Consider the following 22263-nt stretch of genomic DNA (forward strand, 5'->3'; position numbering starts at 1 on the left):
GGTTCGGCAGCCTTCACCGGTTCGGCAGCAGGCTTGGGAGCCTCGACCTTGGGAGCCTCAACAGGCTTGGCCGGTTCAGCGCCCAGCTTGGAAGCTTCTGCGCGGGCCGCATCGGCAGCGGCCTTGGCAGCGGCCGCTTCGGCGCGAGCAGCTTCAGCAGCCTTCTCGGCAGCTGCGGCCTGCTCCTTGGCAGCCTTTTCAGCCGCAGCCTTCTCGGCAGCGGCGCGGCGCTCCTTCTCGGCCTGGGCCTGAGTGGCCAGGGCGATCGCGCGGCGGCGTGCCTCCATCTCCTCGGCGGACAGGCCACCCGGAGTGTTCTGGGCGCGCGGGGCGTTGGAACGCGGATTACCGCCTTCCTGACGCGGACGAGCCACATCGAAGCCTTGCGGGCGTTGATGGCCGCCACCAGCGCCCGGGCGGCGCTTGGTCTCGACAACAACCGTCTTCGAACGGCCATGGCTGAAGCTTTGCTTCACCGTGCCGGTCGAGACCGAGCCTGCGGCCCGCGGCTTCAGCGTGAGAGGAGCGCGTGCTCCACCTTGCGAAGGCGCATTGCCAGGGGTCTTGCCGTCGTTGGTCTTGTCGTTTTCGTCGCTCATCCGGTCGCTTTACTTGTGGCGGAGAATTCCGCCTCGTCCTTCATACCCATACACGAATGCGGCCCCGCCCTCCTAAGAGAACCGGCCCGCACCCGCCAAAACCGTCAGGTCTCATGATCCGGGGAAACTCCCCGGCTGTCATCATCACCGTCTGCCGGAGTAATCCGGCGCCAGTCCTGAGGACATAGAGGCCTAAAACCTGCCAAACGCTCGACCTCTTCGGTCCAACGATCAGCCCGTCCGCCTTTCAGCAGGACGGCGTGTATCGCATTTTCCAGCCCAAGGGCCAAACTCAAATCGTCTACGCTGAAAATGCCGCAAATTTTCGGCGCCGGAGACACATGGCGCGCATTGGCGATCAGCTTGTTGCGTCCGTCGGCTGCACCGTCGGCGGCCTCAACCATCCACGCAACGCGTCCGCCCTTGATGGCAGCCGCACTTTTTTCAAAGCCAGAGATAAGCACGCCTTCGCGTCGGGCAAGGCCCAGTTGGTCCAAACAGCGCTTAAACAGCAGCTTTTCGACCATATCTGACAGATCAGCTGCCGGTTTCAGCGGGGCCTTGGCGGCCCGCGCGAACATATTTTTCTTTACTGCCGCATCGACAGAGGCGCGGTCGGCCGCGACCCAAAGGCCGCGACCGGGCAGTTTGCGCGCCAGATCGGGATAGACCGCACCATCCGGACCAGCCACGAAGCGGATCAGGCGAGACTCATCGAGAACCTGGCGGGACACCAGATCCTGACGCTCTCTATCGATCAGCACCTCGGACATAGTCATGGATGGATGCGGGCCTCATCACGCGTCTTGGGGTTGGTCGGCGTCACCTTCCGGTGCAGCCTCTTCGACGTCGCCTTCGGCCTCTTCGCTGTCAGCCACGTCGTATTCACCTTCGAAACCTTCTTCGGCCTCTTCATATTCCGGCTCGACCTGCGGCAGTTCCGAAGCGTCGATCCAGCCAGCAGCCACGCGGGCTTGCAGGATCAGCATTTCGGCAGCTTCCTGGGTCAGGGCAAAGCTTTCCAGAACACCGGCGATCTTCACACGCTCGCCGCCGCGGACTTCATAGCCGCCACGGATTTCGTCGGTGGCCAGATCAGCCAGATCTTCAACGGTCTTCACGCCACCTTCGCCGAGGGCCACAGCCATCTGCGCGGTCACGCCCGGAACGGCCAGAACGCCGTCTTCGACGCCCAGGGCCTTACGCTTCTCGTCCAGCTCTGCAACCTGACGGTCCAGATACTCGCGGGCGCGGGTTTGCAGTTCTTCGGCGGTTTCTTCGTCGAAGCCTTCGATTTCCGACACTTCGTAAGCCTCGACATAGGCGAGGTCTTCAACGGTGGCGAAGCCTTCGGTCACCAGCAGCTGGGCGATGGTCTCATCGACGTCCAGCGCTTCCTGGAACAGGGCGGTGCGCTCGGCGAATTCCTTCTGGCGACGCTCGGAGTCTTGCGCCTCGGTGATGATGTCGATCTGCCAACCGGTCAGCTGCGAGGCCAGACGCACGTTCTGGCCGCGACGACCGATGGCCAGCGACAGTTGATCGTCAGGCACCACGACTTCAACGCGGTCGGCGTCTTCGTCCAGAACCACCTTGGACACTTCGGCCGGAGCCAGAGCGTTCACGATGAAGGTCGGCTCGTCGTCGACCCACGGAATGATGTCGATCTTTTCGCCTTGCAGTTCGGCCACGACAGCCTGAACGCGCGAACCGCGCATACCCACGCAGGCACCGACCGGATCGATCGAAGAGTCGTTCGACAGCACAGCCATCTTGGCACGCGAACCAGCGTCACGGGCGGCGGCGCGGATTTCGATCACGCCGTCATAGACTTCCGGCACTTCCTGCGAGAACAGCTTGGCCATGAAGCCCGGATGGGCGCGCGACAGCATGACCTGCGGGCCCTTGGCCTCGGGACGGACGTCGTAGATGTAGGTGCGGACGCGGTCGCCGACGTTGAACACTTCACGCGGGATCGACTGGTCGCGGCGCATGATGCCTTCGCCACGGCCCAGATCGACGATGGTGTTGCCATATTCGACGCGCTTGACCGTGCCGTTGACGATTTCGCCCACGCGGTCCTTGAACTCTTCGTACTGGTTGGCGCGCTCGGCTTCGCGCACCTTACCGGTCACGACCTGACGGGCCATCTGGGTCTGGACGCGGCCAAACTCGAACGGCGGCAGGTTTTCGATGTATTCCTTGCCGACGAAGGCTTCAGGATCGCGCTTGGAGGCGTCACGCAGGCGCACCATGGCGCTGTCGTTAAACTCTTCCAGCTCGTCTTCCGGTGCCCAGTCGTCAGCCACCACCGTGGTGTGACGGGTCAGGGTCAGTTCACCGGTCTTGTGATCGATCTTGGCGCGGATGTCGTGGTGCGCGCCGTAACGCGACTTGGCGCCTTTCTGGATCGCTTCTTCGATGGCATCGATCACGATCTCGCGGTCGATGTTCTTTTCACGCGCGACAGCGTCGGCGATCGAGAGCAGTTCCAGACGGTTTGCGGAAATTCCGGTCACGGCCATCAGGCTTCGTCCTTGGACAGGTCAGGGTTTTGGTTATCGGGCGCGCCTTCCGGCAGGCCGTCATCTTCGGGTTCGCCACGGGCTGCGCGCAGGGCGGCACCGCGTTTGAGCAGTTCGTCGGTCAGCACCAGCTTGGCATCGGCCAGCCAGGCGAACGGGATCAGAGCGGTTTCGTCTTCGCCGTCCAGATCGATGGCGATGTCTTCGCCTTCAATACCGGCCAGAATGCCCTTGAAGCGCTTGCGCCCCTCGACCATGCGGTCGGTTTCCAGACGGGCTTCAAAACCTTCGAACAGGTCAAAGTCCATCAGGCGGGTCAGCGGGCGGTCGATACCCGGCGAGGAAACCTCAAGCAGGTATTCGCCCGAAATCGGGTCGGCAGCGTCGAACACTTCGGAGACGGCGCGCGACAGGCGGGCGCATTCCTCAACCGAAATGTCGTTGTCGGACTTACGCTCGGCCATGATTTGCAGACGACGACGCAGGGTGCCGCCCATCAGGCGCACGCGAACAATCGCCAGGCCTTGGGCCTCGGCGATCGGGTCGATCATCTCGAGAAGAGCACGGTCTTCTGCGGTTTTGGCCCGCACGCGGAACCTCCGGAAAAACAAAAGCGACGGTCCGTCCGGGCCGCCGCTGGAAACGACGCCGTTGGACGCCGGTCTAACGATGTGAGGTGCCATATAAGGCAAAGACCCGTCCTTGTCAGCCCTCAAACGGCACGTGACAAGAACGGGTCCAAAATCAGACCTTGCGGAACTGGATAAAGATGGGGTCTGTGTCGCCCAGCTTCTTTTCCTCGTAACGGGTCACAAAGTGATCGACGGGCGGGACGAACCAGTCTTCGCCCTCAACCTCGATCCGCTCCAGACCCTCGGTGCGGGCCAGCCGCTCCAGCGCCCATTCGGCATAGTCGAACCAGTCCGTCACAAAACGCACCATACCGCCCGGCTTCAACAGGCGGGTGATTTCCTGAGCCGTCTCATCCTGCAAGAAGCGGCGCTTGTTGTGGCGGGCCTTGTGCCACGGATCGGGGAACAGGATCATCACGCGATCCAGCGAGGCATCCGGCAGAGCCGCCATGACGGCGCGCGCATCATCGGCATGCAGGCGCACATTTTTCAGGCCGCCCTCTTCCACGTGACGAAGGGCCGAGGCCACGCCGTTCAGGAAGGGCTCGCAGCCGATCATAAGGGCGTCGGGATTTTGCGCCGCCTGATGGGCCAGATGCTCACCACCGCCAAAGCCGATTTCCAGCCATGCCGAGGTCGCCTCGGGCATCATAGCCTTGGGATCGATCGGGCCGAGCTTGGGGTCCGGCACTGCGATCTGCGGCATCAGCGTATCGAACAGGGCCGCCTGACGGTTCTTGATCGGGCGCGACTTGATGCGCCCGAAAGAGCGCAGCGGTCCATTGGGCTTGGCCCAGTCGGGACGGTCTTCGTTGTGATCGGGGGTGTCAGGCGTATCGGTCATGTGCGCGCCCCTAGCCGATTAAGCGCGCACACGCAAAGGGCGGCTTTAGCCCCACGGCCCGCGTGGCGGCTGGGTCGGCTGTTCGTCGGGCGTGGTCGGCACACCCGTATGCGACGGCGCACCGGTCGTTGGGACCGCCGAATAGGCCTGCGCTGGACGGGGAGCGGACGGCTTGCGACCACCCATTTTGACGCCCAACTCCATCAGCGCACGCACGCGGTTGTGCGTGGCCGGGTGGGTCGAGAACAGATTGTCCGCTCCCTTCCCGTTCAGCGGGTTGATGATGAACATATGCGCCGTGGCCGGATTGCGCTCGGCCTGCGGATTCATATTGCCGCGCGCATAGGCCTCGATCTTTTGCAGGGCGCGGGCCAGCGCGTCCGGATCATTGGCGATCTCGGCCCCGACACGGTCCGCCTCATATTCGCGGGCGCGGCTGATGGCCATCTGCACCAGACCTGCGGCCATCGGGGCCAAAATCATCAGAGCAATGGTACCGATCATGCCCCCCGGACGCTCACGGTCGTTGCCGCCGAACAACAGGGCAAAGTTGGCCAACATGCCGATGGCACCGGCGATGGTGGCGGTGACGGTCATGGTCAGGGTGTCACGGTTTTTCACATGGGCCAGCTCGTGGGCCATGACGCCGCGGATTTCGTCGCGGCTCAGCATATCCAGCAATCCGGTCGTAGCGGCCACGGCAGCATTCTGGGGATTGCGCCCCGTCGCAAAGGCGTTCGGCTGGGGATTGGGAATGATGGTGATCTTGGGCAGGGGCATGCCGGCATCCAGCGCCATCTGCTTGGTATCGGCCACATAGGCGCGCACCACGGCGTTGGGGTGGGTCTCGTCGACCACCTCGGCCTTATACATGCGCAGCACGATCTTGTCGGCATTCCAGTAGGAGATCAGGTTCATCCCTGCGGCCACCACAAAGGCAATGGCCATGCCGCCGGTACCACCGATCAGATAGCCGATCCCCATGAACAGGGCGGTCATCACGGCCAGCAGGACGAAGGTCTTGAGATGATTCATGGGACTTACGACGTTTCTAGGGTGGCGATCTGTGCCGTATCCCCTATTTGACCCTCTAACCCTCCGCTCTCAAGACGGTGCCCCTGTGACCGAACATCCCACCCCCGCTTGCGGCTGCCACGCCGAAGGCTGTGAATCCAATAATCACGGCACCGAAGCGGCCCCTGCCCCCGCCTATAATGACGATGTGCCGCATGCCACGCGCGAGCGTCCGCTGAGCGACGTCGCCCGCCGCGCCTTGCTGGAGGCCGCCGAGCGCCGTGCGGTCGAGTTCGGCAAGGCCGAGGCCCCGACTGAACATGGGGGTCCGCGCGGCCCCGAACCCACGCGCTTTGGCGATTGGGAGAAGAAGGGCATCGCGGTCGATTTCTAGGTGCCGCTTCTTCGCTAAGGTTGGATCAGATCGCGTGACAGGCGAAACCGGCAGCGCCGTACCGCCCGCCGCGCCATGATGGAGCCTTCCTGAACGGAGAGGCCCCATGTCTTTTTATCGCACGGTTAGCGTCACGGCTGTGGCCATGGGCCTGACAGCACTGACGGGTACGGCTGTGGCCCAGAATGCCGCAACCGCGCCCGTGCGCGGCCCTGTCCCCTATGGCGCGCCGCTCCAGTCGCGCGTGCAGCAGTGGTATCACGACACGGGTTGGCAACCCGGCTATGACGCTGTGCAGCCCTATGGTTATGGCTACGGCTATGGCGGTGCGGGCTATCCTCCGGCCACTGTGATCGCCCCTGCGCATGAGCCGATCAGAGATGGCGAACGCCGCTGGACCGGTCCGCAGGTCACCCGCTCCATGCCATTTGGCTATGTGGTGGACGGGTTTGGTCGCTATCCGTGGCAGCGAGCCGCCTATGGCTCAACTTACACGCCTGTCCCGACCGAGCTGCCACCCGCTCCTGTCATACCGCCGCCACCTGCGCCCGTCGCCAGCGACAGCGGCTATTACGCGGTACCGCCGTCGCAGACCGAACACCCCTATGTTCAGGAACAGGGCGAGCGCGGCTAAGGCCGCTTAATGTTTCACGTGAAGCGAAGCCGTTGAAATCGCGTCAGATCGCGGCGATTTCGCGGGTAATGGCCTGAGCCGCCGCGCGCGGATCGCTGGAGGCCGTGATCGGGCGCCCGACCACCAGATGGGTGGCCCCTTGGCTCAAAGCCGCAGCGGGCGTGGCCGCACGGGCCTGATCGTCCAGCGATGCGCCAGCGGGACGCACACCGGGGGTCACGATCAGGAATTTATCGCGACCCGCTTCGCGTGCACAGTCGCGCACACGGGCGGCCTCGTGCGGGCTGGACACCACACCGTGGATGCCTGCCTCCAGCGCCTGACGCACGCGCAGTTCCACCAGTTCCGCCGCCGAGAGGCTGTGGTCGTCCGCTCTCAGATCATCGTCGGTCAGGCTGGTCAGCACAGTGACGCCGAGGATCTTCAGGTCCGAGCCCGCTGCGCCGCGTGCGGCGGCGGCCATGACCTGCGGGCGGGCATGGACGGTCAGCAGGTCACAACCGGATTCGGCCAGCACCGCCGTCGCCTTTTCCACCGTCGCCCCGATGTCGTGCAGTTTCCAGTCGAGGAAGATTTGCGCGCCCGAAGCCTTCAGTTCTCGCGCCAGTGTCATGCCGTCCGAGGCAAACAGTTGCAGGCCAACCTTATAAAAGCCCACCGCATCGCCGATTTTCTCGACCAGAGCGCGGGCTTCGTCCGCCGTCGGCACGTCCAGAGCGCAGATCACACGCGGGTCAAACGGGCGATTGGCACTGTCGTGAGCAAGGTTGACTGACATTTTCCGTCTCCCGGCGACTTGCAGGCGCGGCCATACTCCCCGATAGGATGTTATCAGGGGTCGCAGTGGGCGCGGCTGGATTTTGGTGAGGCGAGGCGATGAACGCCAGCGAACTGGGTGTCAACCTTTTCGTGACGTTGTTTGCGTTGCTGGACCCGATCGGCAACCTGCCGATTTTTGCCGCCGCCACGGTGGGCGCGACCTTGCGACAGCGGGTGTCGGTTTCGGCGCTGATCTGCGTCTTCGCCTTCCTGTTCCTGCTGTTCTTCCTCGCGACGGGCCTGTGGCTGCTCCAGTTCTTCGGCATTTCGCTGGCCGCATTCCGCATCGCAGGCGGTATTCTGCTGCTGTTCCTCGGTCTGGACATGGCCCGCGAGGACTTCCTGAAGATGTTTGCCGACACCGATGTCGCCCATGACAAGGCGGATGTGCGCGGTTATGCCCGCCGCCGCTTCCAGCGTCTGGTGGTGCCGTTCGCCATTCCGCTGATGATTGGACCGGGTGCGATTTCGGCGGTCATCATCAATGCGGGTGAAGCGGCCAAGCTGGGCCCGGTCGGCACGATGGCATCGGTTGTCGCCATCGGCGCAGCAGCCTTTGTGTCCTTCATCTGCTTCTCGATGACCGGCTGGCTCAGCCGTATTCTGGGCGAAGTGGGCATGGCCATTATTGTGCGCGTGCTGGGCCTGATCCTATGTGCGCTGGCCATCCAGTTCATCCTGATGGGTCTGGGCGAGGCCCTGCCGGGCATGATCAGCACGGGGGTCACCACCCCCTACCCGTCCGGCGGCTGATCACCTTTAGCCCAACAAGAACGGCGGCCTTTGCGGGCCGCCGTTTTTCGTTTGATTAAATGCGCTTCAGCTTGCGTGCATGGCTGGCCGCCGTCTTCAACCCCATCTGATCGGGCAGGAGTTTCGAGACCACCGACAGGATCTGATAGCGTTTGCCGGGAATGCAGCGCGGGCGGTTGGCCTCTGCGGCCTCCCACGCCTCGCGTGCCACACGCTCTGCGTCCAGCCACATCCATTTGGGATAGGCCGCCGACACCGCCTCGCGTGAGCCGTTCACGTCGTGGAACTCGGTATAGGTATAGCCCGGGCAGACCACCGACACATTCACGCCCGTGCCCTGATTTTCCACCCAGAGGCCCTGGGAGAATTTGATCAGAAAGCTTTTGATCGGACCATACAGGGTGTCGCCGCCCGTGGCCTGAAGAAAGCCTGCCATTGAGGCGACATTCACCACACGGCCCCAGTCGCGCGCCCTCATGCCCGGCAGCCAAAGCCGGCTCAGCTCGACCGGTACGGTCAGCATGACGCGGATCATGGCTTGTTGGGCCTCCGGATCGGTTTCGAGAAAACCGGTCGTCTTGCTGAAACCTGCGTTATTGACCAGACCATCGACCTGAAGACCGCGCTCCGCCACCGCAGCGGCCAGGGTTCTGGCCGCATCAGGCTCGGCCAGATCAGCGGTGACGACATGGGCGCGGATACCGTGGGCCGCTTCCAGTTCGGCAGCTAACGCAGCCAGCGGCCCTTCGCGGCGGGCGATCAGGATGAGGTCATAGCCGCGCGCGGCACATACCCGCGCCATGGCCGCGCCGATACCGGCCGAGGCTCCCGTGATGGCAATCGTCTTACGCGTCTGCATTTGGCCCCTCCCCGGCTGTTAGCTTGCGATCAGGCCGCCTGTGGGCAAGAGGCGTGCGGGGCCAGACCGCGCAGGCTTTCCGGATCTTCGGCCAACAGATCGGCAATGGTGATCTTGGCCAGAGCCGCTGCGGCCGCTTGGTCTGCCGCCGTCAGCGCCTTGGCGACCTGACGTGGAATATGCTGGCCAACCGGACAGCCTTGGGCACCCAGAGGCGTAGACCCCAGATGGGCGCAGCCGTTCACGGCCTTTAGCACCTCATCCAGATGGATGGTCTCGGGGCGGCGCAGCAGCCATGAGCCGCCGCTCGCCCCCGGACGGGTAGCGATCAGACCGGCCTTAGCCAGCAGGGCGGTGACGCGGCGGATGACGACCGGATTGGTCGGCACCGAAGCGGCCAGAACGGCGCTCGGCTCGGCATCCTTGGCATCATAGGCCCCCTTGTGGGCCAGATAGGCGAGGGCGTGGGCGGCCACCGGGAATTTTTGGCTGTCAGACATGAGGCATATCTCTCCGGCCCTTAAGGTAGGGCTTCCGATGGGCTTTCACAAACCAATCAGCATCAGAATCTGTTTCTTTTCGCTGAGCAGTGATTTAAGCGCCTGCTTTTACAGCATATTCCCACGCTGTGTCCGACAAAGGTCCAACCTGTGCGGCCATGGCCTTGGCGTGGGGGCTGGCTGCGGTGCCGTCCCGCACCCGCCCGGCGATGCCCTGACAGATGGCGGCCAAGCGGAACAAATTATAGGCGATCAGCCAATCCAGATTGTCGGGACGGCCCCACCCCGTCTGGGCCCCGTATCGCTCGGCCAGCTCATCTATCGAGGGAATGCCCAGCGCCGCGATGTCCGCGCCCTTCAGCCCGTTCCGCGCATCGGCAGAAATGGCGTAGGCAATCAGCAGATAGGAGAAGTCGGCCATCGGATCGCCCAGCGTCGACAGTTCCCAGTCCAGCACCGCCAGCACGCGCGGCTCTTTCGGATGCAGGATCATATTGTCCAGGCGGTAGTCGCCGTGAACGATGCGGGTCGGCCCTTCCGGCGGCAGGGTCGCAGGCAGATATTCGATCAGGCGATCCATGGACCCGATGGGATCGATTTCCGATGCCCGATACTGTTTGGTCCAGCGCCCGACCTGACGGGCGAAATAGTTGCCCGGCTTGCCATAGTCGGCCAGACCGATGGCTGCGGGTTCGAGTTTGTGAAGAGCGGCCAGGGTGTCGACCTGTGCCATCCAGATATCGCGGCGCTCTGTCGGGGTCAGGCCCGGCAGTTTCAGGTCCCAGAAAATACGTCCCTCGACCTTGTCCATGACATAGAAGACCGAGCCGATAACGCTTTCGTCCGTACACAGAGCATAGGCGCGCGCCACAGGAAATGATTGCCCGTGAAGCGCCGAAATCACAGCAAACTCGCGGTCTACCGCATGGGCACTGGCCAGCAGAGTGCCGGGCGGCTTGCGGCGCAGGACATAGGCGCGTGAAGGGGTCACCAGCTCATAGGTGGGATTGGACTGCCCTCCGTTGAACTGGCGGATCGTCAGCGGGCCGGCATAGCCCTCGACATTTTCCACCAGCCACCGCTCCAGTTGCGCTTCGTCCAACCGATAGCGAGGGTCCACCTCACGGGTGCCTGAAAAGGTTTCCTGCGCGTCCATGGGTATGTCCCCTCCCCTTGATCCGGCCTCTGGCGGGCTTGGTTGTGATCCTTAGTCGTCGCTGGCAGCCACGATGGCGGCTTTTACGGCCCTGCGCCAGCCCTTGATCAAAGCGTTGCGCTGATCACGCTCCATGGCCGGCTTCCAGATGGCCGGAGCCGTCTGTGGCGGTCCCCATAGCTCGCTCGTCACGCCCGCGCCAAAGGCCGCCAGCCGCGCGGCACCGAGTGCTGTCATTTCCTGAAAGGCCGGACGCTCGACTTCGATGTCGCAAATGTCGGCGATGAACTGCATGACAAAGGCATTGGCCGTCACCCCGCCATCAACCTTGAGACGCTTCATTGGCGGCGCACCGTCCTTTTGAAGAGCCTCCAGCAGGTCATAGGTCTGATAGGCGAGGCTTTCCAATGCCGCCCGCACCAGATGGGCGGGGCCGGCGTCGCGGGTCAGGCCAATGACGGTGCCGCGCACATCCGGCTCCCACCATGGAGCCCCCAGGCCGGTGAAACCCGGCACCAGATAGACCCCGCCATTGTCTTTCAGGGTATGGGCGACCGCTTCCGATTGTCGAGAATCCGAAATCGCCTTCAGTCCGTCACGTAGCCACTGCACCGCAGAACCGGCAGAGAAGATAGAACCTTCCAGTGCGTATCGGACCTGACCGCCTGCGGCCCATCCCATTGTGCCCAGCAGACGCGCCTCGGAGCGGACCACCTTGGGCCCCGTATTGGCGATCAGAAAGGCTCCGGTGCCATAGGTGATCTTGGCGTCACCGGCCTCAAGAGCACCATGACCGACCAGAGCCGCCTGCTGATCCCCTGCCGAGCCATGGATTGGCAGGGCCTTGCCCAGAATGGAGGCATCACAGGTCCCGAACAGGGCATCGCTGGGCAGTATCTGTGGCAACGCCTCCATCGGTACATCAAACAGATCGCACAGCGCCTTGGACCACTGGCCCTCGTCCAGTGCCATCAGATTGGTGCGTGCGGCATTGGTGATGTCGGTGACGTGACGCTGTGCCCCGGTCAGCTTCCACATGATCCAGCTGTCGATTGTGCCGAGTTTCAGTTCCCCCGCACGCGCCCGCTCGCGCCCGTTCTCTACCTGATCCAATAGCCATGAGAATTTCGAGGCGGAAAAATAGGGATCGAGGATCAAGCCGGAGGTTTCGCGGACCTTGTCTTCATGCCCCTGATCGATCAGGCGCTCCATCTGCGCGGCGGTCCGGCGATCCTGCCAGACAATGGCGCGGCCCAGAGGCTGGCCCGTCCCGGCGTCCCACAGCACCGAGGTCTCGCGCTGGTTGGTGATGCCTACCGCCGCAAAACGCTCGACGCTGCCCACCTTTTTGATGACTTCGCGGCAGGTCTGAACCACCGCGCGCCAGATCTCGTCCGCATCGTGCTCGACCCATCCGGATTGGGGAAAATGCTGGGTCAGTTCCAGCTGGCTGACCGCCTGTACCGAAAAGACCCCTTCCGGCGTCACCTCGAAGGCGATAGCGCGGGTCGAGGTGGTGCCTTGGTCGATCGACAGGATGAGCGCGTTTTTCATCATTTCAGTTATGCAGATGACACGGTTACCCGTTAAGGGCTTTTTATGCGCACTCCGTCCTATTCCGGCGTATTGGACGCCGCCCGCCAGATTGCCCCCGCCATCGTTCGAACCTGCACCATGGAACATCCGGCCCTCAATGAGGCGGTCGGAGGACGAGTGCTGATCAAACCCGAGAATTTTCAGGTCGCTGGCGCATTCAAATTCCGCGGGGCCTACAACCGTATCAGCCGTCTGACCCCCGAAGAATGCAAACGCGGTGTCGTGGCATTTTCCTCCGGCAATCATGCTCAAGGTGTAGCGGCAGCCGCTCAAGCCATGGGCACCAAGGCTGTCATCGTCATGCCATCGGACAGTCCTGCGGTGAAGGTTGAGGGCGTCCGGCACTTTGGCGGCGAGGTGCGACTGTACGACCGCTGGACCGAAAGCCGCGAGGAAATCGGGGCCCAGATCGCCTCTGAACGCGGAGCCATTCTGGTCCCGCCCTTCGATGATCCCTTCATCATCGAGGGCCAGGGCACCTGTGCTCTGGAACTGCTGGAGGACGCTGACGGGCCTATCGACCAGCTGCTGTGCGGCGCGTCGGGCGGAGGCCTGATGGCGGGCATCAATCTGGTGTTTGCCGAGCGCAGCCCGCAGACCGCCGTCTATGTGGTCGAGCCAGAAGCTTTTGACGACACCCGCCGCTCGCTGGAAGCCGGTGAACGCACCGCCCACCCCAAGGGCAATCCGTCCATCTGCGATGCCCTGATGGCCCCCATTCCGGGCGAGCTGACCTTCCCTATCAACCAACGCCTCAGTGGAGCCCTGACCGTCACCGATGCCGAGGTAGCAGAGGCCATGCGCTTTGCCTTCCGCTGGCTGAAGCTGGTGATCGAGCCGGGCGGTGCCGTCTCTCTGGCCGCGCTGTTGGCCAGCAAGATAAATGCCAAGGACATGACCACAGCCATCATCGCTTCGGGCGGCAATGTCGATCCTGATCAGTTCAGCGACATCATCTCCGGCCGCTTCAACGGCTGAAACCCGGGCTTGTATTTATGTAAATATGACGCGAACCTGCCCCTCATATAACACGGGGAGGTTTGCGTCATGCCGTCAGCCAGTGAACTTGCGTCGCTTATAGGCACTGAAATCGGTGTCAGCCGCTGGATCGAAATCGATCAGGATCGGATCAACGCCTTTGCCAAACTGACCGAGGATGAACAGTTCATCCATATCGATCCGGATATGGCCAGGCACACCCCGTTTGGCGGTACCATCGCCCACGGCTTCCTGACCCTCAGCCTTGGCTCGGCCATGAGCTATGACGCCGTCAAACCCATCGATGGCGTGGTGATGGGCGTGAACTATGGCTTTGACCGCCTGCGTTTCCTCGCGCCCGTCAAAGCCGGAAAGCGGGTGCGGGGCCGTTTCGTGCTCAAGAATGCCGAAAACAAAGGCAGCGACAGTGGCATTACCCGCTGGCTGCTGACCCATGAAATGACCGTCGAGATTGAAGGCGAGGATAAACCTGCCCTGATCGCCGACTGGCTGTCGATGCAAATGGTGCGTCAGGACGACTGATCGGCCAACTGGCGGCGCGGTCGAAAGCGCACACACAGGCTGGCGCAGAGCAAGGCTGCGCCAGCGCCGCTGATAAACATACTGGCTGTGCCAAAGGCCAAGGCGTGGGCAAAGCCCTCATGGCGTGCCGTAGAGTACACCAGCAAGGCCGTGGGCACAGAGAGAACCGAAGCAATCCCGCCGATGACTGAGCTGGCAGCCAGCCAGAGGGCGGGGTTGGACGTTCCACGTGAAACCAGGCCACTGATAATCCCGGTAATAAGCGCCTGAACCATGCCAAGCGGGGTCATGGCGATGCTGACCGCCAATGCTCCCGTCGCCAGCTTGCCAAGATCAGACACGCTTTTCACTGCGCCGAAAACGACGCCACTACCGACCCAGAAAATCAGTCCACCCAAGACCGGGCCGATCAGAGTGAAAACCAGCAGCAGGGCGATCCACATCCAGAGCGTTTTGGAACGCTGCACCCTGCCCCTCCCATTAAAAAGCGGCGGCCGTTTCCGGTCCGCCGCTCTTTGTAACGGTGATGTCTAAAGAGACTATTCCGCCAGACAGCGCAGGGCCACCTCAAGGTTGCGCAGGCCGTCTTCGCCCGTCACCGCCGGAGTCTGCCCCGAAGCGATGGCGGTGGCGAAGGCTTCCAGTTCCTTCTTAAGCGGCTCGTTCGGCCAGCTGTTCAGCATGCGGGTGGAATAGGAACCGTCCGGCTGCTGGCCAAAATATTCGGTGACCTGACGGGTGATCAGATCGGCCACGACAAAGCGCGACTTGGTCGCCACTTGAAGGGTACGGGTCTTATAGGGCGTGACCCAGTTGGTGGTGATGTGGGCGATCACACCATTGTCCATGCGGAACTGCAACAGGGCCGAGTCCTCGCGCGAAGCGTGGGTGTGACCCAGCAGCGACTGCACGTCCGACATTTCCGCACCGGTCAAGTGGCGGATGATGTCGATGTCGTGCACGGCCAGATCAATGACCACGCCCACCTCACCCATGCGCGGCGGGAAAGGGCCCACGCGAGTGATCTGGATGGAGATGATTTCGTCATCGGCAATGGCGCGTTTGACGGTTTCGACCGCCGGATTGAAACGCTCGACATGGCCGATCATCAGCACGCGGTTGTTGGCGCGGGCGGCGTCGATGATGCGCTGGGCCTCTTCGACGGTCGGGGCTATCGGCTTTTCGACCAGAACGTGGATGCCGCGCTCCAGCAGGGCCACGGCGGTGTCGGCGTGGAAACGGTTCGGCGTCGCCACCACGGCCGCATCGATACCCGAGGCCGCAAAGGCATCCAGATCGGTATAGGCCGTCGCCTCATAGGCTGCGGCCACGCCGTCGGCGGTGACGCCATCCGGATCGAACACCGAGGTCAGGTCGAACTCGCGCATGTCGGCGGCAACACGGGCGTGGTTACGGCCCATCACGCCCACACCGGCGACGCCCAGTTTCAATGCAGTCATTGGTCTTTAGCCTTTGAAGGAAGCGACGGCGGCGATGATCTTGTCCTGGGTGGCCTCGTCCAGATCCGAGTGCATCGGCAGGCTGATGACCACATCCTTCAGACGCTCGGTTTCCGGCAGACCACCGGCACCGCGCGGGAACATCTCATACGCCGGCTGCATGTGCAGCGGGATCGGATAATAGACCGCCGTCGGGATGCCCTGCTCTTTCAGATGGGCGGCCAGAGCGTCGCGGTTCGGATGCTCGATAGTGTATTGCGCCCAGTTGGAGAGGTTGCCCGCCGGTACGTCCGGCACTTTGGCGACATGCGCGCGCAGGCCTTCGTTATAGCGGGCGGCGATGCGGTTACGCCATTCGATCTCCTGGCCGAACACCTTCAGCTTTTCGATCAGAACCGCAGCCTGGATCGTGTCCAGACGGCTGTTACGGCCAATGCGCATGTTCAGATATTTCGGATCGTGTTCGAAGGTCTTGCCCTTCAGATCGAGCTCGACGGCCTTGCCATGCACGCGCACCGAATCCAGCAGTTGAGCCAGATCGTCGTCATTGGTCAGCACGGCACCGCCGTCGCCATAGCAACCCAGCGGCTTGGCCGGGAAAAAGCTGGTGGTGGTCACATCGGCCCATTCCAGCGGATGCTTGCCATCGATGGTGCAGCCGAAACCCTGCGCCGAGTCCGAAATAAGTTTCAGACCGTGCTGGTCGACAATCTTCTTGATAGCCGGATAGTCCGCCGGTTGGCCGAACAGGTCCACGGCAATGACCACGCGCGGGGTCAGGCGGCCTTCAGCCTTGATGGCGTCAATAGCCGCAGCCAGCTTGGCCGGGTCCATATTGTAAGTGACCGGATCGACGTCCACGAACACCGGCTCGGCACCGAACCACGGCACCACTTCGGCAGTCGCGGCAAAGGTAAAGCTGGGCACGAACACGGCATCGCCCGCGCCAATACCCCATGCCATCAGCGGCAGCGCCAAAGCGTCGGTGCCATTGGCACAGCCCAGAGCGTGTTTGGCCTCGCCGAAAGCGGCAAGGTCGGCCTCGAATTGACGGACCTGCGGGCCCATGACCCATGCGCCGCCGGTAACGGCTTCGGCGACAGCGGCCTCGATCTTGCCGTCCAGTCGGACGCGTTGGGCCTGTAGGTCGATAAAGGGGATCATAAGCTTCGCTCTCCACGTCGATCGGGGGCGGCGCCGGACTTTGGCGCAGGAAAATCAGTTGGCGTCGTACCAAAACACGCTGAAGGTTCAAAACCCGAGAAGGTCACTTCGCGTTGCCGGATGCAACAATTGTGAGGTCGAACAAGGTTGGCAAATCGTCCATTTCTGGCCTATCGCTGCCCGCTGGAACCATCGGCCCAGAGGATCACCCATGCCCCGCCCCGCAGCCTTTCTCGACCGTGACGGCGTGCTGATCCACGACTGTGGCTACCCGCACCGCCCTGACCAGCTACAGATGATGGAGGGGGCAGCGGCCGCCGTAAAACGCCTGAGCGACGCGGGTTATGTGATTGTTCTGGTCACCAACCAGTCCGGTATTGCGCGCGGCTATTTCGACGAAAATACAATGCACGCCTTCCACGATTTGATGCAGGCCGAACTGGCCAAGGGCGGAGCCAAGCTGGACGCCATCTATTTCTGCCCCTTCCACAAGGTGGCGGTCGAAGCGCGTTATGAGCATCCCGATCATCCGGACCGCAAACCCAACCCCGGCATGCTGCTGCGCGCAGCCAAGGACCACGATCTGGACCTGTCCAAAGCCTCGCTGATGATCGGCGACAATGTCTCTGATGTGCAGGCCGCGGCCAATGCGGGCGTGCGCGGCTATCATTTCCACGGTGGCGATTTGGACGAATTCGTTGCCAGCATCCTCGCCAATGGATGACAATTCCTCAGGTGGTGAATAACCTGATTGGCATAACAAGATCAGGGGAGATGCCATCATGAGCCAAGCGACCTATCAGGACCTGTACTGGACCTCGCCCGACGGGCTGAAACTTTACGCCCGCGACTATCGCCCCGTATCCGAAAGTGGCCTGTTGCCGGTGATCGCCATCCATGGCCTGACCCGCAACAGCGCGGACTTTGGTGCCATCGCCCCCGTGCTGGCAAAGGCCGGTCGCCGCATCATCGCCGTGGACGTGCGCGGTCGTGGCAAATCGCAATGTGCGTCTGATCCGATGACCTATGTGCCGCCGGTCTATGCGGGCGATATCGCCGCCCTACTGGAAGACCAGTCGATCACGCGGGCGGTGTTTCTGGGCACCTCCATGGGCGGACTGATCACTATGGCCCTGACAGCAATCAAGCCCCAGGCCATTGCCGCGGCCATCCTCAATGACGTCGGACCTGAAGTGGCCATCGAAGGCCTGACCCGCATCGCGGCCTACACCGGCCAGCCTGTGGTCGTGAACAACTGGGACGATGCGACGGCCTATGCCAAACGCATCAACGAGGTCGCCTTCCCCCACTATAACGATGCGCAGTGGGCGGACTTTGCCCGCCGTCTGTTCGTAGAGGATGGGGCGGGTGTGCCCAAGCTGGCCTATGATCCCGACATCTCTGCCCCCATCAAGGCCGCTGGCTCCGGTGCCCTGGTACCCGACCTATGGCCGCTGTACCGCACCTTGGCCCAGCGCCCGACCCTGATCGTGCGGGGCGCGAACTCCGACCTGCTCAGCGCCGCCATTCTGGAGCGCATGCTGGAAGACGGTGATAAAGCCACCGCCGTCGAAGTGGCCGGCATCGGCCACGCGCCCATGCTGGACGAGCCGCAGGCGCAAACGGCCATTCTGGACTTCCTGTCCAAGCAGGGCTGAGCCCACGAAAAAGGGCCACCCGCAAAGGTGGCCCTGATCTTTTGATAACGAGGCCTGATCAGGCTTTTTTGACGAACTCGGTCCGCAGCACCAGCCCGCGGACTTTATCGACATTGGCTTCGATCTCTTCCGGATCGCCCGTGAGGCGGATCTTGGCGACCTTGGTGCCGCGCTTCAGCGTCACGCCGCCGGAGCCTTTTACCTTCAGGTCTTTGATCAGGGTGACGCTGTCGCCGTCTTTCAGCTCTGCGCCGTTGCTATCGCGTGTGATTTCGTCGGTCATAAAGCCCCTCTAACGGTCCGAAGCGCGAAAAACCACACCTCACGTATGGATTTTTACTGAACCCGCGACAGAACCACCGGCGGCAGGTTGCGATCCAGCTCCTCCAGCCAGACCTTGGCCGAGGAATCCGAAGGCGCGCGCCAGTCACCGCGCGGCGACAGCGACCCGCCCGTGACCACCTTGGGCCCGTTCGGTACCGCCGAGCGCTTGAACTGGCTGGTCTGGAAGAAGCGGATCAGGAATTTGCGCAGCCAGAAGCGGATGGTGTCCAGATCAAAGGTGATCTTTTCATCTTCAGGCGTGCCCGCGGGCCATTCGCCGCGCGCCGCATCCGACCAAGCCTGATGGGCCAGATAGGCCACCTTGGACGGCACCAGTCCATATCGGCTGATGTAGAACAAAAAGAAGTCGTTCAGCGCATAGGGGCCCACCGTGCCCTCGGTCGACTGGATCTTGCCATCAGCCCCTGCGGGTACCAGTTCGGGCGAGATCTCCGTATCGAGGATGGCGTAAAGCGTCGGGCTAACGGCCTCGCCCACCACCTGTTTGTCGGCTACCCAGCGGATCAGGTGGCGGATCAGAGTCTTCGCCACACCACCGTTGACGTTGTAGTGGCTCATATGGTCGCCCACGCCATAGGTGGCCCAACCCAGCGCCAGCTCCGACAGATCGCCCGTGCCCAGCACAAAGCCGTTGTTGTGGTTGGCCAGACGGAACAGATAGTCGGTGCGCAGGCCCGCCTGCACATTTTCAAACGTGATGTCATAGACCGGCTCGCCCTTGGCGAACGGGTGGCCGATACCTTCCAGCATGGCACTGGCAGCGGGGCGGATGTCGATCTCGCTGCCCGAAACGCCTAGCGATTTCATCAGGGCCCAGGCGTTGGATTTGGTACCGTCAGAGGTGGCGAACCCCGGCATGGTGTAGGCCAAAATACCCTCGCGCGGCAGCTCCAGCCGGTCAAAGGCGCGGCAGGCCACCAGCAGGGCCTGCGTCGAATCCAGACCGCCTGACACCCCGATCACCAGTGTCTTTGAGCCTGTGGCCGTCATACGGCGCATCAGGCCCTGCACCTGAATATTGAAGGCCTCATAGCAGTCCTGATCGAGGCGCGAGGCGTCGTCCGGCACGAAGGGGAAACGGTCCAGCGGGCGCAGCAGATCGCCCTGCGGACCCTCACCCGCTTCAAAGGGCACGATGGTGGCGGTCTGGCCCTCAACCCGCGCGCAGTCGGCAAAGGTGCCGTTGCGCAGGCGGTCCAGGCCGATCCGGTCCACGTCCACATCGGCTACTGTCAGATGGCTGTGCAGCGCGAAGCGCTCGCCCTCGGCCAGCTTGGCTCCCAGTTCGTGGATCGAGGCCTGACCGTCCCAAGCCAGATCGGTCGTGCTCTCGCCCCAGCCAGAGGCGGCAAACACATAGGCCGACAGGGTGCGGGCCGACTGGCTGGCGCACATCAGGGCGCGGTCTTCGGCCTTGCCGATAACGATGTTGGAGGCGGACAGATTGCAAAGGATACGCGCACCGGCCATCGCCGCACGGGTCGACGGCGGTTGCGGTGCCCAGAAATCCTCGCAGATTTCGACCGCGAAGATAAAGCCCGGACGGTTCACCGCCTCGAACACCAGACCCGGCGCGAAATCGACCCGTTCACCGTTCAGGGTGATGGCGTCTTCGGTGCGGCTGTCGGCGGGGGCGAACCAGCGCTTTTCATAATATTCGCGGTAGTTGGGCAGATAGGTTTTCGGCACCACGCCCAGCACCTCGCCCCCTGCCATCACCACGGCACAGTTGAACAGGCTGTCACCGTGACGGATGGGAGCGCCCACCACCGCCACCAGATCGACTTGCTCGGTCAGGGCCGAAAGGCGCGCGATCTGGTCTTCCACCGCATCCAGCAAGGCGGCCTGCATGTGCAGGTCGTCAATGGCATAGGCACTCAAGGACAGTTCGGGAAACACCAGCAGGTCCACGCCCTGCTCTGCCGCCTTCAGGATCAGCGCCTCGTGCTCATCGCCATTGGCCACCGGATCGGCCACATGGACAACAGGCGTGGCCGCCGCCGTGCGGACGAAGCCATGGGTGGCAGGCTGATAGAAGGGATGGTCGTATCGGGGCATGACGGGTTTCCGGTGTGCCAATCAATCCTGACTACCCATATAGGTTCGGGCGTGACCTGAGAACCGCTGTCCGCTAGAGCAGAGTGCATGAGCGATACGCCAAAAAAAGGCTGGTTCCAGCGACTGAGTGCGGGTCTGTCCCGTTCCTCGAAACAGATGACCGATCAGGTCATCTCGACCTTTGTCAAAGAACCCCTGTCCGAAGACCACCTCGAGCAACTCGAGGAACATCTGATCGAAAGCGATCTGGGGCCGGCCGCGTCGGCTCGCATCGTGGAGCGTTTCCGCGCCCTGCGGTTCGGCAAGACGTCGGATGAACGCGAGATCAAGGAGGCGCTGGCCGAAGCGGTCGCCGCCGAGCTGTCGCCGCGTCAGGCGAAGTTTGATCCACTGTCGGGCGACAAACCCTATGTGGTTCTGTTCGTCGGTGTGAATGGCTCGGGCAAGACCACGACGCTGGGCAAGATTGCCGCCGACCTGACGGCCAAAGGGGCCAAGGTTATGATCGTGGCAGGTGATACCTTCCGCGCGGCCGCCCGCGAACAACTCAAGGTCTGGGCCGACCGTTCGGGGGCCCTTTTCGAGAGCCGCCGCGACGGGGCCGATGCCGCTGGCCTCGCCTTCGATGCCTATACCAAGGCCAAGGCCGAGGGCTTTGACGTGGTGCTGATCGACACCGCAGGCCGTCTTCAGAACAAGTCTGCCCTGATGGACGAACTGCTCAAGATCGTGCGCGTGCTGAAAAAGGTGGATGCCGATGCGCCGCACGAAACCTTGCTGGTGCTGGATGCCACCGTGGGCCGCAACGCGCTGGAGCAGGAAAAGATTTTTGGCCGCACGGCCTATGTGTCGGGCGTGGTGATGACCAAGCTGGATGGCACGGCGCGCGGTGGCGTGCTGGTGCCCGTGGCCCAGGCCTCTGACGCCCCCATCAAACTGATCGGCGTAGGCGAAGGCATCGAAGACCTGCAAGATTTCGACGCTGTCGCCTTCTCACGCTCTCTCGTCGGTCTGGAGGACTGATTTTCCATGGCTGAAACCAAGAAAGCCTCCAACCTGCGTCAGGCGATCGATTTCGGTGCCCTGATTGCCTTCATGGGCTCCTATGCCTTCCTGCGTTTCTTCAAGGGACAGGAAAGCAGCGAAGCCCTGATTTCGGCGACATGGGTTCTGGTCGGGGCCTCGCTGATCGCCCTGATCGCGGGCTGGGTGCTGGAGAAACGTCTGGCACCGCTGCCGCTGTTCAGCGGCCTCTTTGCGCTGGTGTTCGGCACCCTGACGATCTTCTTCCACGATCCGAACCTGCTGAAAATCAAGATCACCGTCCAGAATCTGGCGCTGGCCACCATTCTTCTGGGCTCGCTGGTCTTCAACAAGGCGGCGTTCAAATATCTGCTTGGCAGCGCCTTCAACCTGACCGACGCCGGATGGCGCGGCCTGACCCTGCGTTATGGCCTGTTCTTCCTGACGGTCGCTATCGTCAATGAAGTGATCTGGCGCACCCAGACCGATGACTTCTGGGTCGCCTTCCGTGGCGGGCTGTGGATGGCGTCTGCCGCCTTTGGCATCTGGCAGGTCTTCTTCATCATGAAGCATCTGGTGAAGGACGAAGACGAAGTCCCGCCAGTGGAAGGACCCGCTACCTGACATCCAAACGGCCCGCGCTTCCCCGCCCGGGCCGTTTTCTTTTCCGCCGACGCGCCAAGTTTATAAAAGCTGACGTCATTGTGTC

25 protein-coding genes are annotated in these 22263 nt (G+C 62.7%); 9 read left to right on the forward strand and 16 right to left on the reverse strand.

What is annotated here, in order from left to right; all coding sequences use genetic code 11:
- The 6 genes from B3B04_RS02815 to htpX form a co-directional block, all read right to left on the reverse strand.
- Positions 1-599, reverse strand: a 599-nt coding sequence (locus tag B3B04_RS02815; RefSeq protein WP_292039653.1) for an IF-2-associated domain-containing protein, incomplete at its 3' end; no start/stop codon positions are given.
- Between the two features lie 104 nt (positions 600-703).
- Positions 704-1378 carry an RNA-binding protein gene (locus tag B3B04_RS02820; protein ID WP_292039655.1) on the reverse strand — a complete coding sequence of 225 codons (675 nt, stop codon included), beginning with the start codon at positions 1376-1378 and terminating at the stop codon, positions 704-706.
- Positions 1379-1396: 18 nt separating this feature from the next.
- Complete coding sequence (nusA, locus tag B3B04_RS02825) at positions 1397-3124, reverse strand: transcription termination factor NusA (protein WP_292039658.1); 1728 nt, start codon at positions 3122-3124, stop codon at positions 1397-1399.
- A complete protein-coding gene (gene rimP, locus B3B04_RS02830; RefSeq protein ID WP_292039663.1) occupies positions 3124-3714 on the reverse strand; it encodes a ribosome maturation factor RimP in 591 nt (196 codons plus the stop codon). Before rimP ends, nusA begins: the two co-directional genes overlap by 1 nt.
- Positions 3715-3868: 154 nt before the next feature.
- A complete protein-coding gene (trmB, locus tag B3B04_RS02835) occupies positions 3869-4600 on the reverse strand; it encodes a tRNA (guanosine(46)-N7)-methyltransferase TrmB (protein WP_292039666.1) in 732 nt (243 codons plus the stop codon).
- Positions 4601-4645: 45 nt separating this feature from the next.
- Positions 4646-5635, reverse strand: a complete 990-nt coding sequence (gene htpX, locus B3B04_RS02840; RefSeq protein ID WP_292039668.1) for a zinc metalloprotease HtpX — start codon at positions 5633-5635, stop codon at positions 4646-4648.
- An 85-nt stretch (positions 5636-5720) separates the two neighbouring features.
- Here htpX and B3B04_RS14635 point away from each other — a divergent pair, with 85 nt between their 5' ends.
- Positions 5721-6008, forward strand: a complete 288-nt coding sequence (locus tag B3B04_RS14635) for a DUF1674 domain-containing protein (RefSeq protein ID WP_409516037.1) — start codon at positions 5721-5723, stop codon at positions 6006-6008.
- A 106-nt stretch (positions 6009-6114) separates the two neighbouring features.
- Positions 6115-6642, forward strand: a complete 528-nt coding sequence (locus tag B3B04_RS02850; RefSeq protein ID WP_292039671.1) for a hypothetical protein — start codon at positions 6115-6117, stop codon at positions 6640-6642.
- Positions 6643-6685: 43 nt separating this feature from the next.
- On the opposite strand, the gene pyrF is transcribed toward B3B04_RS02850, so the two are convergent.
- The gene (pyrF, locus tag B3B04_RS02855) at positions 6686-7420 is read right to left on the reverse strand and encodes an orotidine-5'-phosphate decarboxylase (protein WP_292039673.1); all 735 of its coding nucleotides are present in this window, start codon (positions 7418-7420) and stop codon (positions 6686-6688) included.
- Between the two features lie 98 nt (positions 7421-7518).
- Here pyrF and B3B04_RS02860 point away from each other — a divergent pair, with 98 nt between their 5' ends.
- Positions 7519-8214: a MarC family protein gene (locus tag B3B04_RS02860; protein WP_292039675.1), complete on the forward strand. Its 696-nt coding sequence runs from the start codon at positions 7519-7521 to the stop codon at positions 8212-8214.
- Positions 8215-8269: 55 nt separating this feature from the next.
- Here B3B04_RS02860 and B3B04_RS02865 read toward each other — a convergent pair whose 3' ends face one another.
- From B3B04_RS02865 to glpK, 4 genes are all read right to left on the reverse strand, one after another.
- The gene (locus B3B04_RS02865) at positions 8270-9073 is read right to left on the reverse strand and encodes an SDR family NAD(P)-dependent oxidoreductase (protein ID WP_292039676.1); all 804 of its coding nucleotides are present in this window, start codon (positions 9071-9073) and stop codon (positions 8270-8272) included.
- Between the two features lie 29 nt (positions 9074-9102).
- A complete protein-coding gene (locus B3B04_RS02870; protein ID WP_292039678.1) occupies positions 9103-9573 on the reverse strand; it encodes an Rrf2 family transcriptional regulator in 471 nt (156 codons plus the stop codon).
- A gap of 94 nt (positions 9574-9667) precedes the next feature.
- On the reverse strand, positions 9668-10729 hold the full coding sequence (locus B3B04_RS02875) for a phosphotransferase (RefSeq protein WP_292039680.1): 1062 nt from the start codon (positions 10727-10729) through the stop codon (positions 9668-9670).
- A gap of 51 nt (positions 10730-10780) precedes the next feature.
- Positions 10781-12286 carry a glycerol kinase GlpK gene (glpK, locus tag B3B04_RS02880; protein ID WP_292039682.1) on the reverse strand — a complete coding sequence of 502 codons (1506 nt, stop codon included), beginning with the start codon at positions 12284-12286 and terminating at the stop codon, positions 10781-10783.
- Between the two features lie 42 nt (positions 12287-12328).
- Here glpK and B3B04_RS02885 point away from each other — a divergent pair, with 42 nt between their 5' ends.
- Positions 12329-13303 carry a threonine ammonia-lyase gene (locus B3B04_RS02885; RefSeq protein WP_292039684.1) on the forward strand — a complete coding sequence of 325 codons (975 nt, stop codon included), beginning with the start codon at positions 12329-12331 and terminating at the stop codon, positions 13301-13303.
- A gap of 69 nt (positions 13304-13372) precedes the next feature.
- Positions 13373-13846 (forward strand): MaoC family dehydratase, encoded by a 474-nt coding sequence (locus tag B3B04_RS02890; RefSeq protein ID WP_292039685.1) that lies wholly within the window; start codon positions 13373-13375, stop codon positions 13844-13846.
- On the opposite strand, the gene B3B04_RS02895 is transcribed toward B3B04_RS02890, so the two are convergent.
- The 3 genes from B3B04_RS02895 to B3B04_RS02905 all read right to left on the reverse strand — a co-directional run bounded on the left by B3B04_RS02895 (position 13834) and on the right by B3B04_RS02905 (position 16470).
- Positions 13834-14313 (reverse strand): hypothetical protein, encoded by a 480-nt coding sequence (locus tag B3B04_RS02895; protein WP_292039686.1) that lies wholly within the window; start codon positions 14311-14313, stop codon positions 13834-13836. The two genes, B3B04_RS02890 and B3B04_RS02895, sit on opposite strands and share 13 nt — an antisense overlap.
- Before the next feature lie 72 nt (positions 14314-14385).
- Positions 14386-15306, reverse strand: a complete 921-nt coding sequence (locus B3B04_RS02900) for a Gfo/Idh/MocA family protein (protein ID WP_292039687.1) — start codon at positions 15304-15306, stop codon at positions 14386-14388.
- A 6-nt stretch (positions 15307-15312) separates the two neighbouring features.
- Complete coding sequence (locus B3B04_RS02905) at positions 15313-16470, reverse strand: DegT/DnrJ/EryC1/StrS family aminotransferase (RefSeq protein ID WP_292039689.1); 1158 nt, start codon at positions 16468-16470, stop codon at positions 15313-15315.
- A 211-nt stretch (positions 16471-16681) separates the two neighbouring features.
- Between B3B04_RS02905 and B3B04_RS02910 the strand changes: the two genes are divergently transcribed.
- Together B3B04_RS02910 and B3B04_RS02915 are read left to right on the forward strand one after the other, a co-directional pair.
- Positions 16682-17194, forward strand: a complete 513-nt coding sequence (locus B3B04_RS02910; RefSeq protein ID WP_292039691.1) for a D-glycero-alpha-D-manno-heptose-1,7-bisphosphate 7-phosphatase — start codon at positions 16682-16684, stop codon at positions 17192-17194.
- Between the two features lie 58 nt (positions 17195-17252).
- Positions 17253-18128 carry an alpha/beta fold hydrolase gene (locus B3B04_RS02915; protein ID WP_292039693.1) on the forward strand — a complete coding sequence of 292 codons (876 nt, stop codon included), beginning with the start codon at positions 17253-17255 and terminating at the stop codon, positions 18126-18128.
- Between the two features lie 58 nt (positions 18129-18186).
- Here the strand turns inward: B3B04_RS02915 and B3B04_RS02920 are convergent, their stop codons facing one another.
- Positions 18187-18411, reverse strand: a complete 225-nt coding sequence (locus B3B04_RS02920) for an alkylphosphonate utilization protein (RefSeq protein ID WP_292039694.1) — start codon at positions 18409-18411, stop codon at positions 18187-18189.
- Between the two features lie 53 nt (positions 18412-18464).
- The gene (locus tag B3B04_RS02925; RefSeq protein ID WP_292039695.1) at positions 18465-20531 is read right to left on the reverse strand and encodes an NAD(+) synthase; all 2067 of its coding nucleotides are present in this window, start codon (positions 20529-20531) and stop codon (positions 18465-18467) included.
- 87 nt (positions 20532-20618) lie between these two features.
- Here B3B04_RS02925 and ftsY point away from each other — a divergent pair, with 87 nt between their 5' ends.
- Together ftsY and B3B04_RS02935 are read left to right on the forward strand one after the other, a co-directional pair.
- Entirely contained in the window at positions 20619-21554 is a 936-nt protein-coding gene (ftsY, locus tag B3B04_RS02930; RefSeq protein WP_292039696.1) for a signal recognition particle-docking protein FtsY, read from the forward strand.
- Positions 21555-21560: 6 nt separating this feature from the next.
- Complete coding sequence (locus tag B3B04_RS02935; protein ID WP_292039697.1) at positions 21561-22178, forward strand: inner membrane-spanning protein YciB; 618 nt, start codon at positions 21561-21563, stop codon at positions 22176-22178.
- Positions 22179-22263 lie beyond the last annotated feature (85 nt).

Source organism: Brevundimonas sp. UBA5713 (genome assembly GCF_002419815.1).
Taxonomy (GTDB): Bacteria; Pseudomonadota; Alphaproteobacteria; order Caulobacterales; family Caulobacteraceae; genus Brevundimonas.

What these genes read in the sequence shown, in the direction of transcription:
- htpX (WP_292039668.1), bottom strand. Translation starts at nt 5,635, where the DNA reads ATGAATCATCTCAAGACCTTCGTCCTGCTGGCCGTGATGACCGCCCTG.
- B3B04_RS02875 (WP_292039680.1), bottom strand. Translation starts at nt 10,729, where the DNA reads ATGGACGCGCAGGAAACCTTTTCAGGCACCCGTGAGGTGGACCCTCGC.
- pyrF (WP_292039673.1), bottom strand. Translation starts at nt 7,420, where the DNA reads ATGTCAGTCAACCTTGCTCACGACAGTGCCAATCGCCCGTTTGACCCG.
- B3B04_RS02905 (WP_292039689.1), bottom strand. Translation starts at nt 16,470, where the DNA reads ATGATCCCCTTTATCGACCTACAGGCCCAACGCGTCCGACTGGACGGC.
- trmB (WP_292039666.1), bottom strand. Translation starts at nt 4,600, where the DNA reads ATGACCGATACGCCTGACACCCCCGATCACAACGAAGACCGTCCCGAC.
- B3B04_RS02820 (WP_292039655.1), bottom strand. Translation starts at nt 1,378, where the DNA reads ATGACTATGTCCGAGGTGCTGATCGATAGAGAGCGTCAGGATCTGGTG.
- B3B04_RS02900 (WP_292039687.1), bottom strand. Translation starts at nt 15,306, where the DNA reads ATGACTGCATTGAAACTGGGCGTCGCCGGTGTGGGCGTGATGGGCCGT.
- B3B04_RS02850 (WP_292039671.1), top strand. Translation starts at nt 6,115, where the DNA reads ATGTCTTTTTATCGCACGGTTAGCGTCACGGCTGTGGCCATGGGCCTG.
- ftsY (WP_292039696.1), top strand. Translation starts at nt 20,619, where the DNA reads ATGAGCGATACGCCAAAAAAAGGCTGGTTCCAGCGACTGAGTGCGGGT.
- B3B04_RS02865 (WP_292039676.1), bottom strand. Translation starts at nt 9,073, where the DNA reads ATGCAGACGCGTAAGACGATTGCCATCACGGGAGCCTCGGCCGGTATC.
- B3B04_RS02890 (WP_292039685.1), top strand. Translation starts at nt 13,373, where the DNA reads ATGCCGTCAGCCAGTGAACTTGCGTCGCTTATAGGCACTGAAATCGGT.
- B3B04_RS02870 (WP_292039678.1), bottom strand. Translation starts at nt 9,573, where the DNA reads ATGTCTGACAGCCAAAAATTCCCGGTGGCCGCCCACGCCCTCGCCTAT.
- B3B04_RS02925 (WP_292039695.1), bottom strand. Translation starts at nt 20,531, where the DNA reads ATGCCCCGATACGACCATCCCTTCTATCAGCCTGCCACCCATGGCTTC.
- B3B04_RS02860 (WP_292039675.1), top strand. Translation starts at nt 7,519, where the DNA reads ATGAACGCCAGCGAACTGGGTGTCAACCTTTTCGTGACGTTGTTTGCG.
- nusA (WP_292039658.1), bottom strand. Translation starts at nt 3,124, where the DNA reads ATGGCCGTGACCGGAATTTCCGCAAACCGTCTGGAACTGCTCTCGATC.
- B3B04_RS02920 (WP_292039694.1), bottom strand. Translation starts at nt 18,411, where the DNA reads ATGACCGACGAAATCACACGCGATAGCAACGGCGCAGAGCTGAAAGAC.
- B3B04_RS02885 (WP_292039684.1), top strand. Translation starts at nt 12,329, where the DNA reads ATGCGCACTCCGTCCTATTCCGGCGTATTGGACGCCGCCCGCCAGATT.
- glpK (WP_292039682.1), bottom strand. Translation starts at nt 12,286, where the DNA reads ATGATGAAAAACGCGCTCATCCTGTCGATCGACCAAGGCACCACCTCG.
- B3B04_RS02910 (WP_292039691.1), top strand. Translation starts at nt 16,682, where the DNA reads ATGCCCCGCCCCGCAGCCTTTCTCGACCGTGACGGCGTGCTGATCCAC.
- B3B04_RS02935 (WP_292039697.1), top strand. Translation starts at nt 21,561, where the DNA reads ATGGCTGAAACCAAGAAAGCCTCCAACCTGCGTCAGGCGATCGATTTC.
- B3B04_RS02915 (WP_292039693.1), top strand. Translation starts at nt 17,253, where the DNA reads ATGAGCCAAGCGACCTATCAGGACCTGTACTGGACCTCGCCCGACGGG.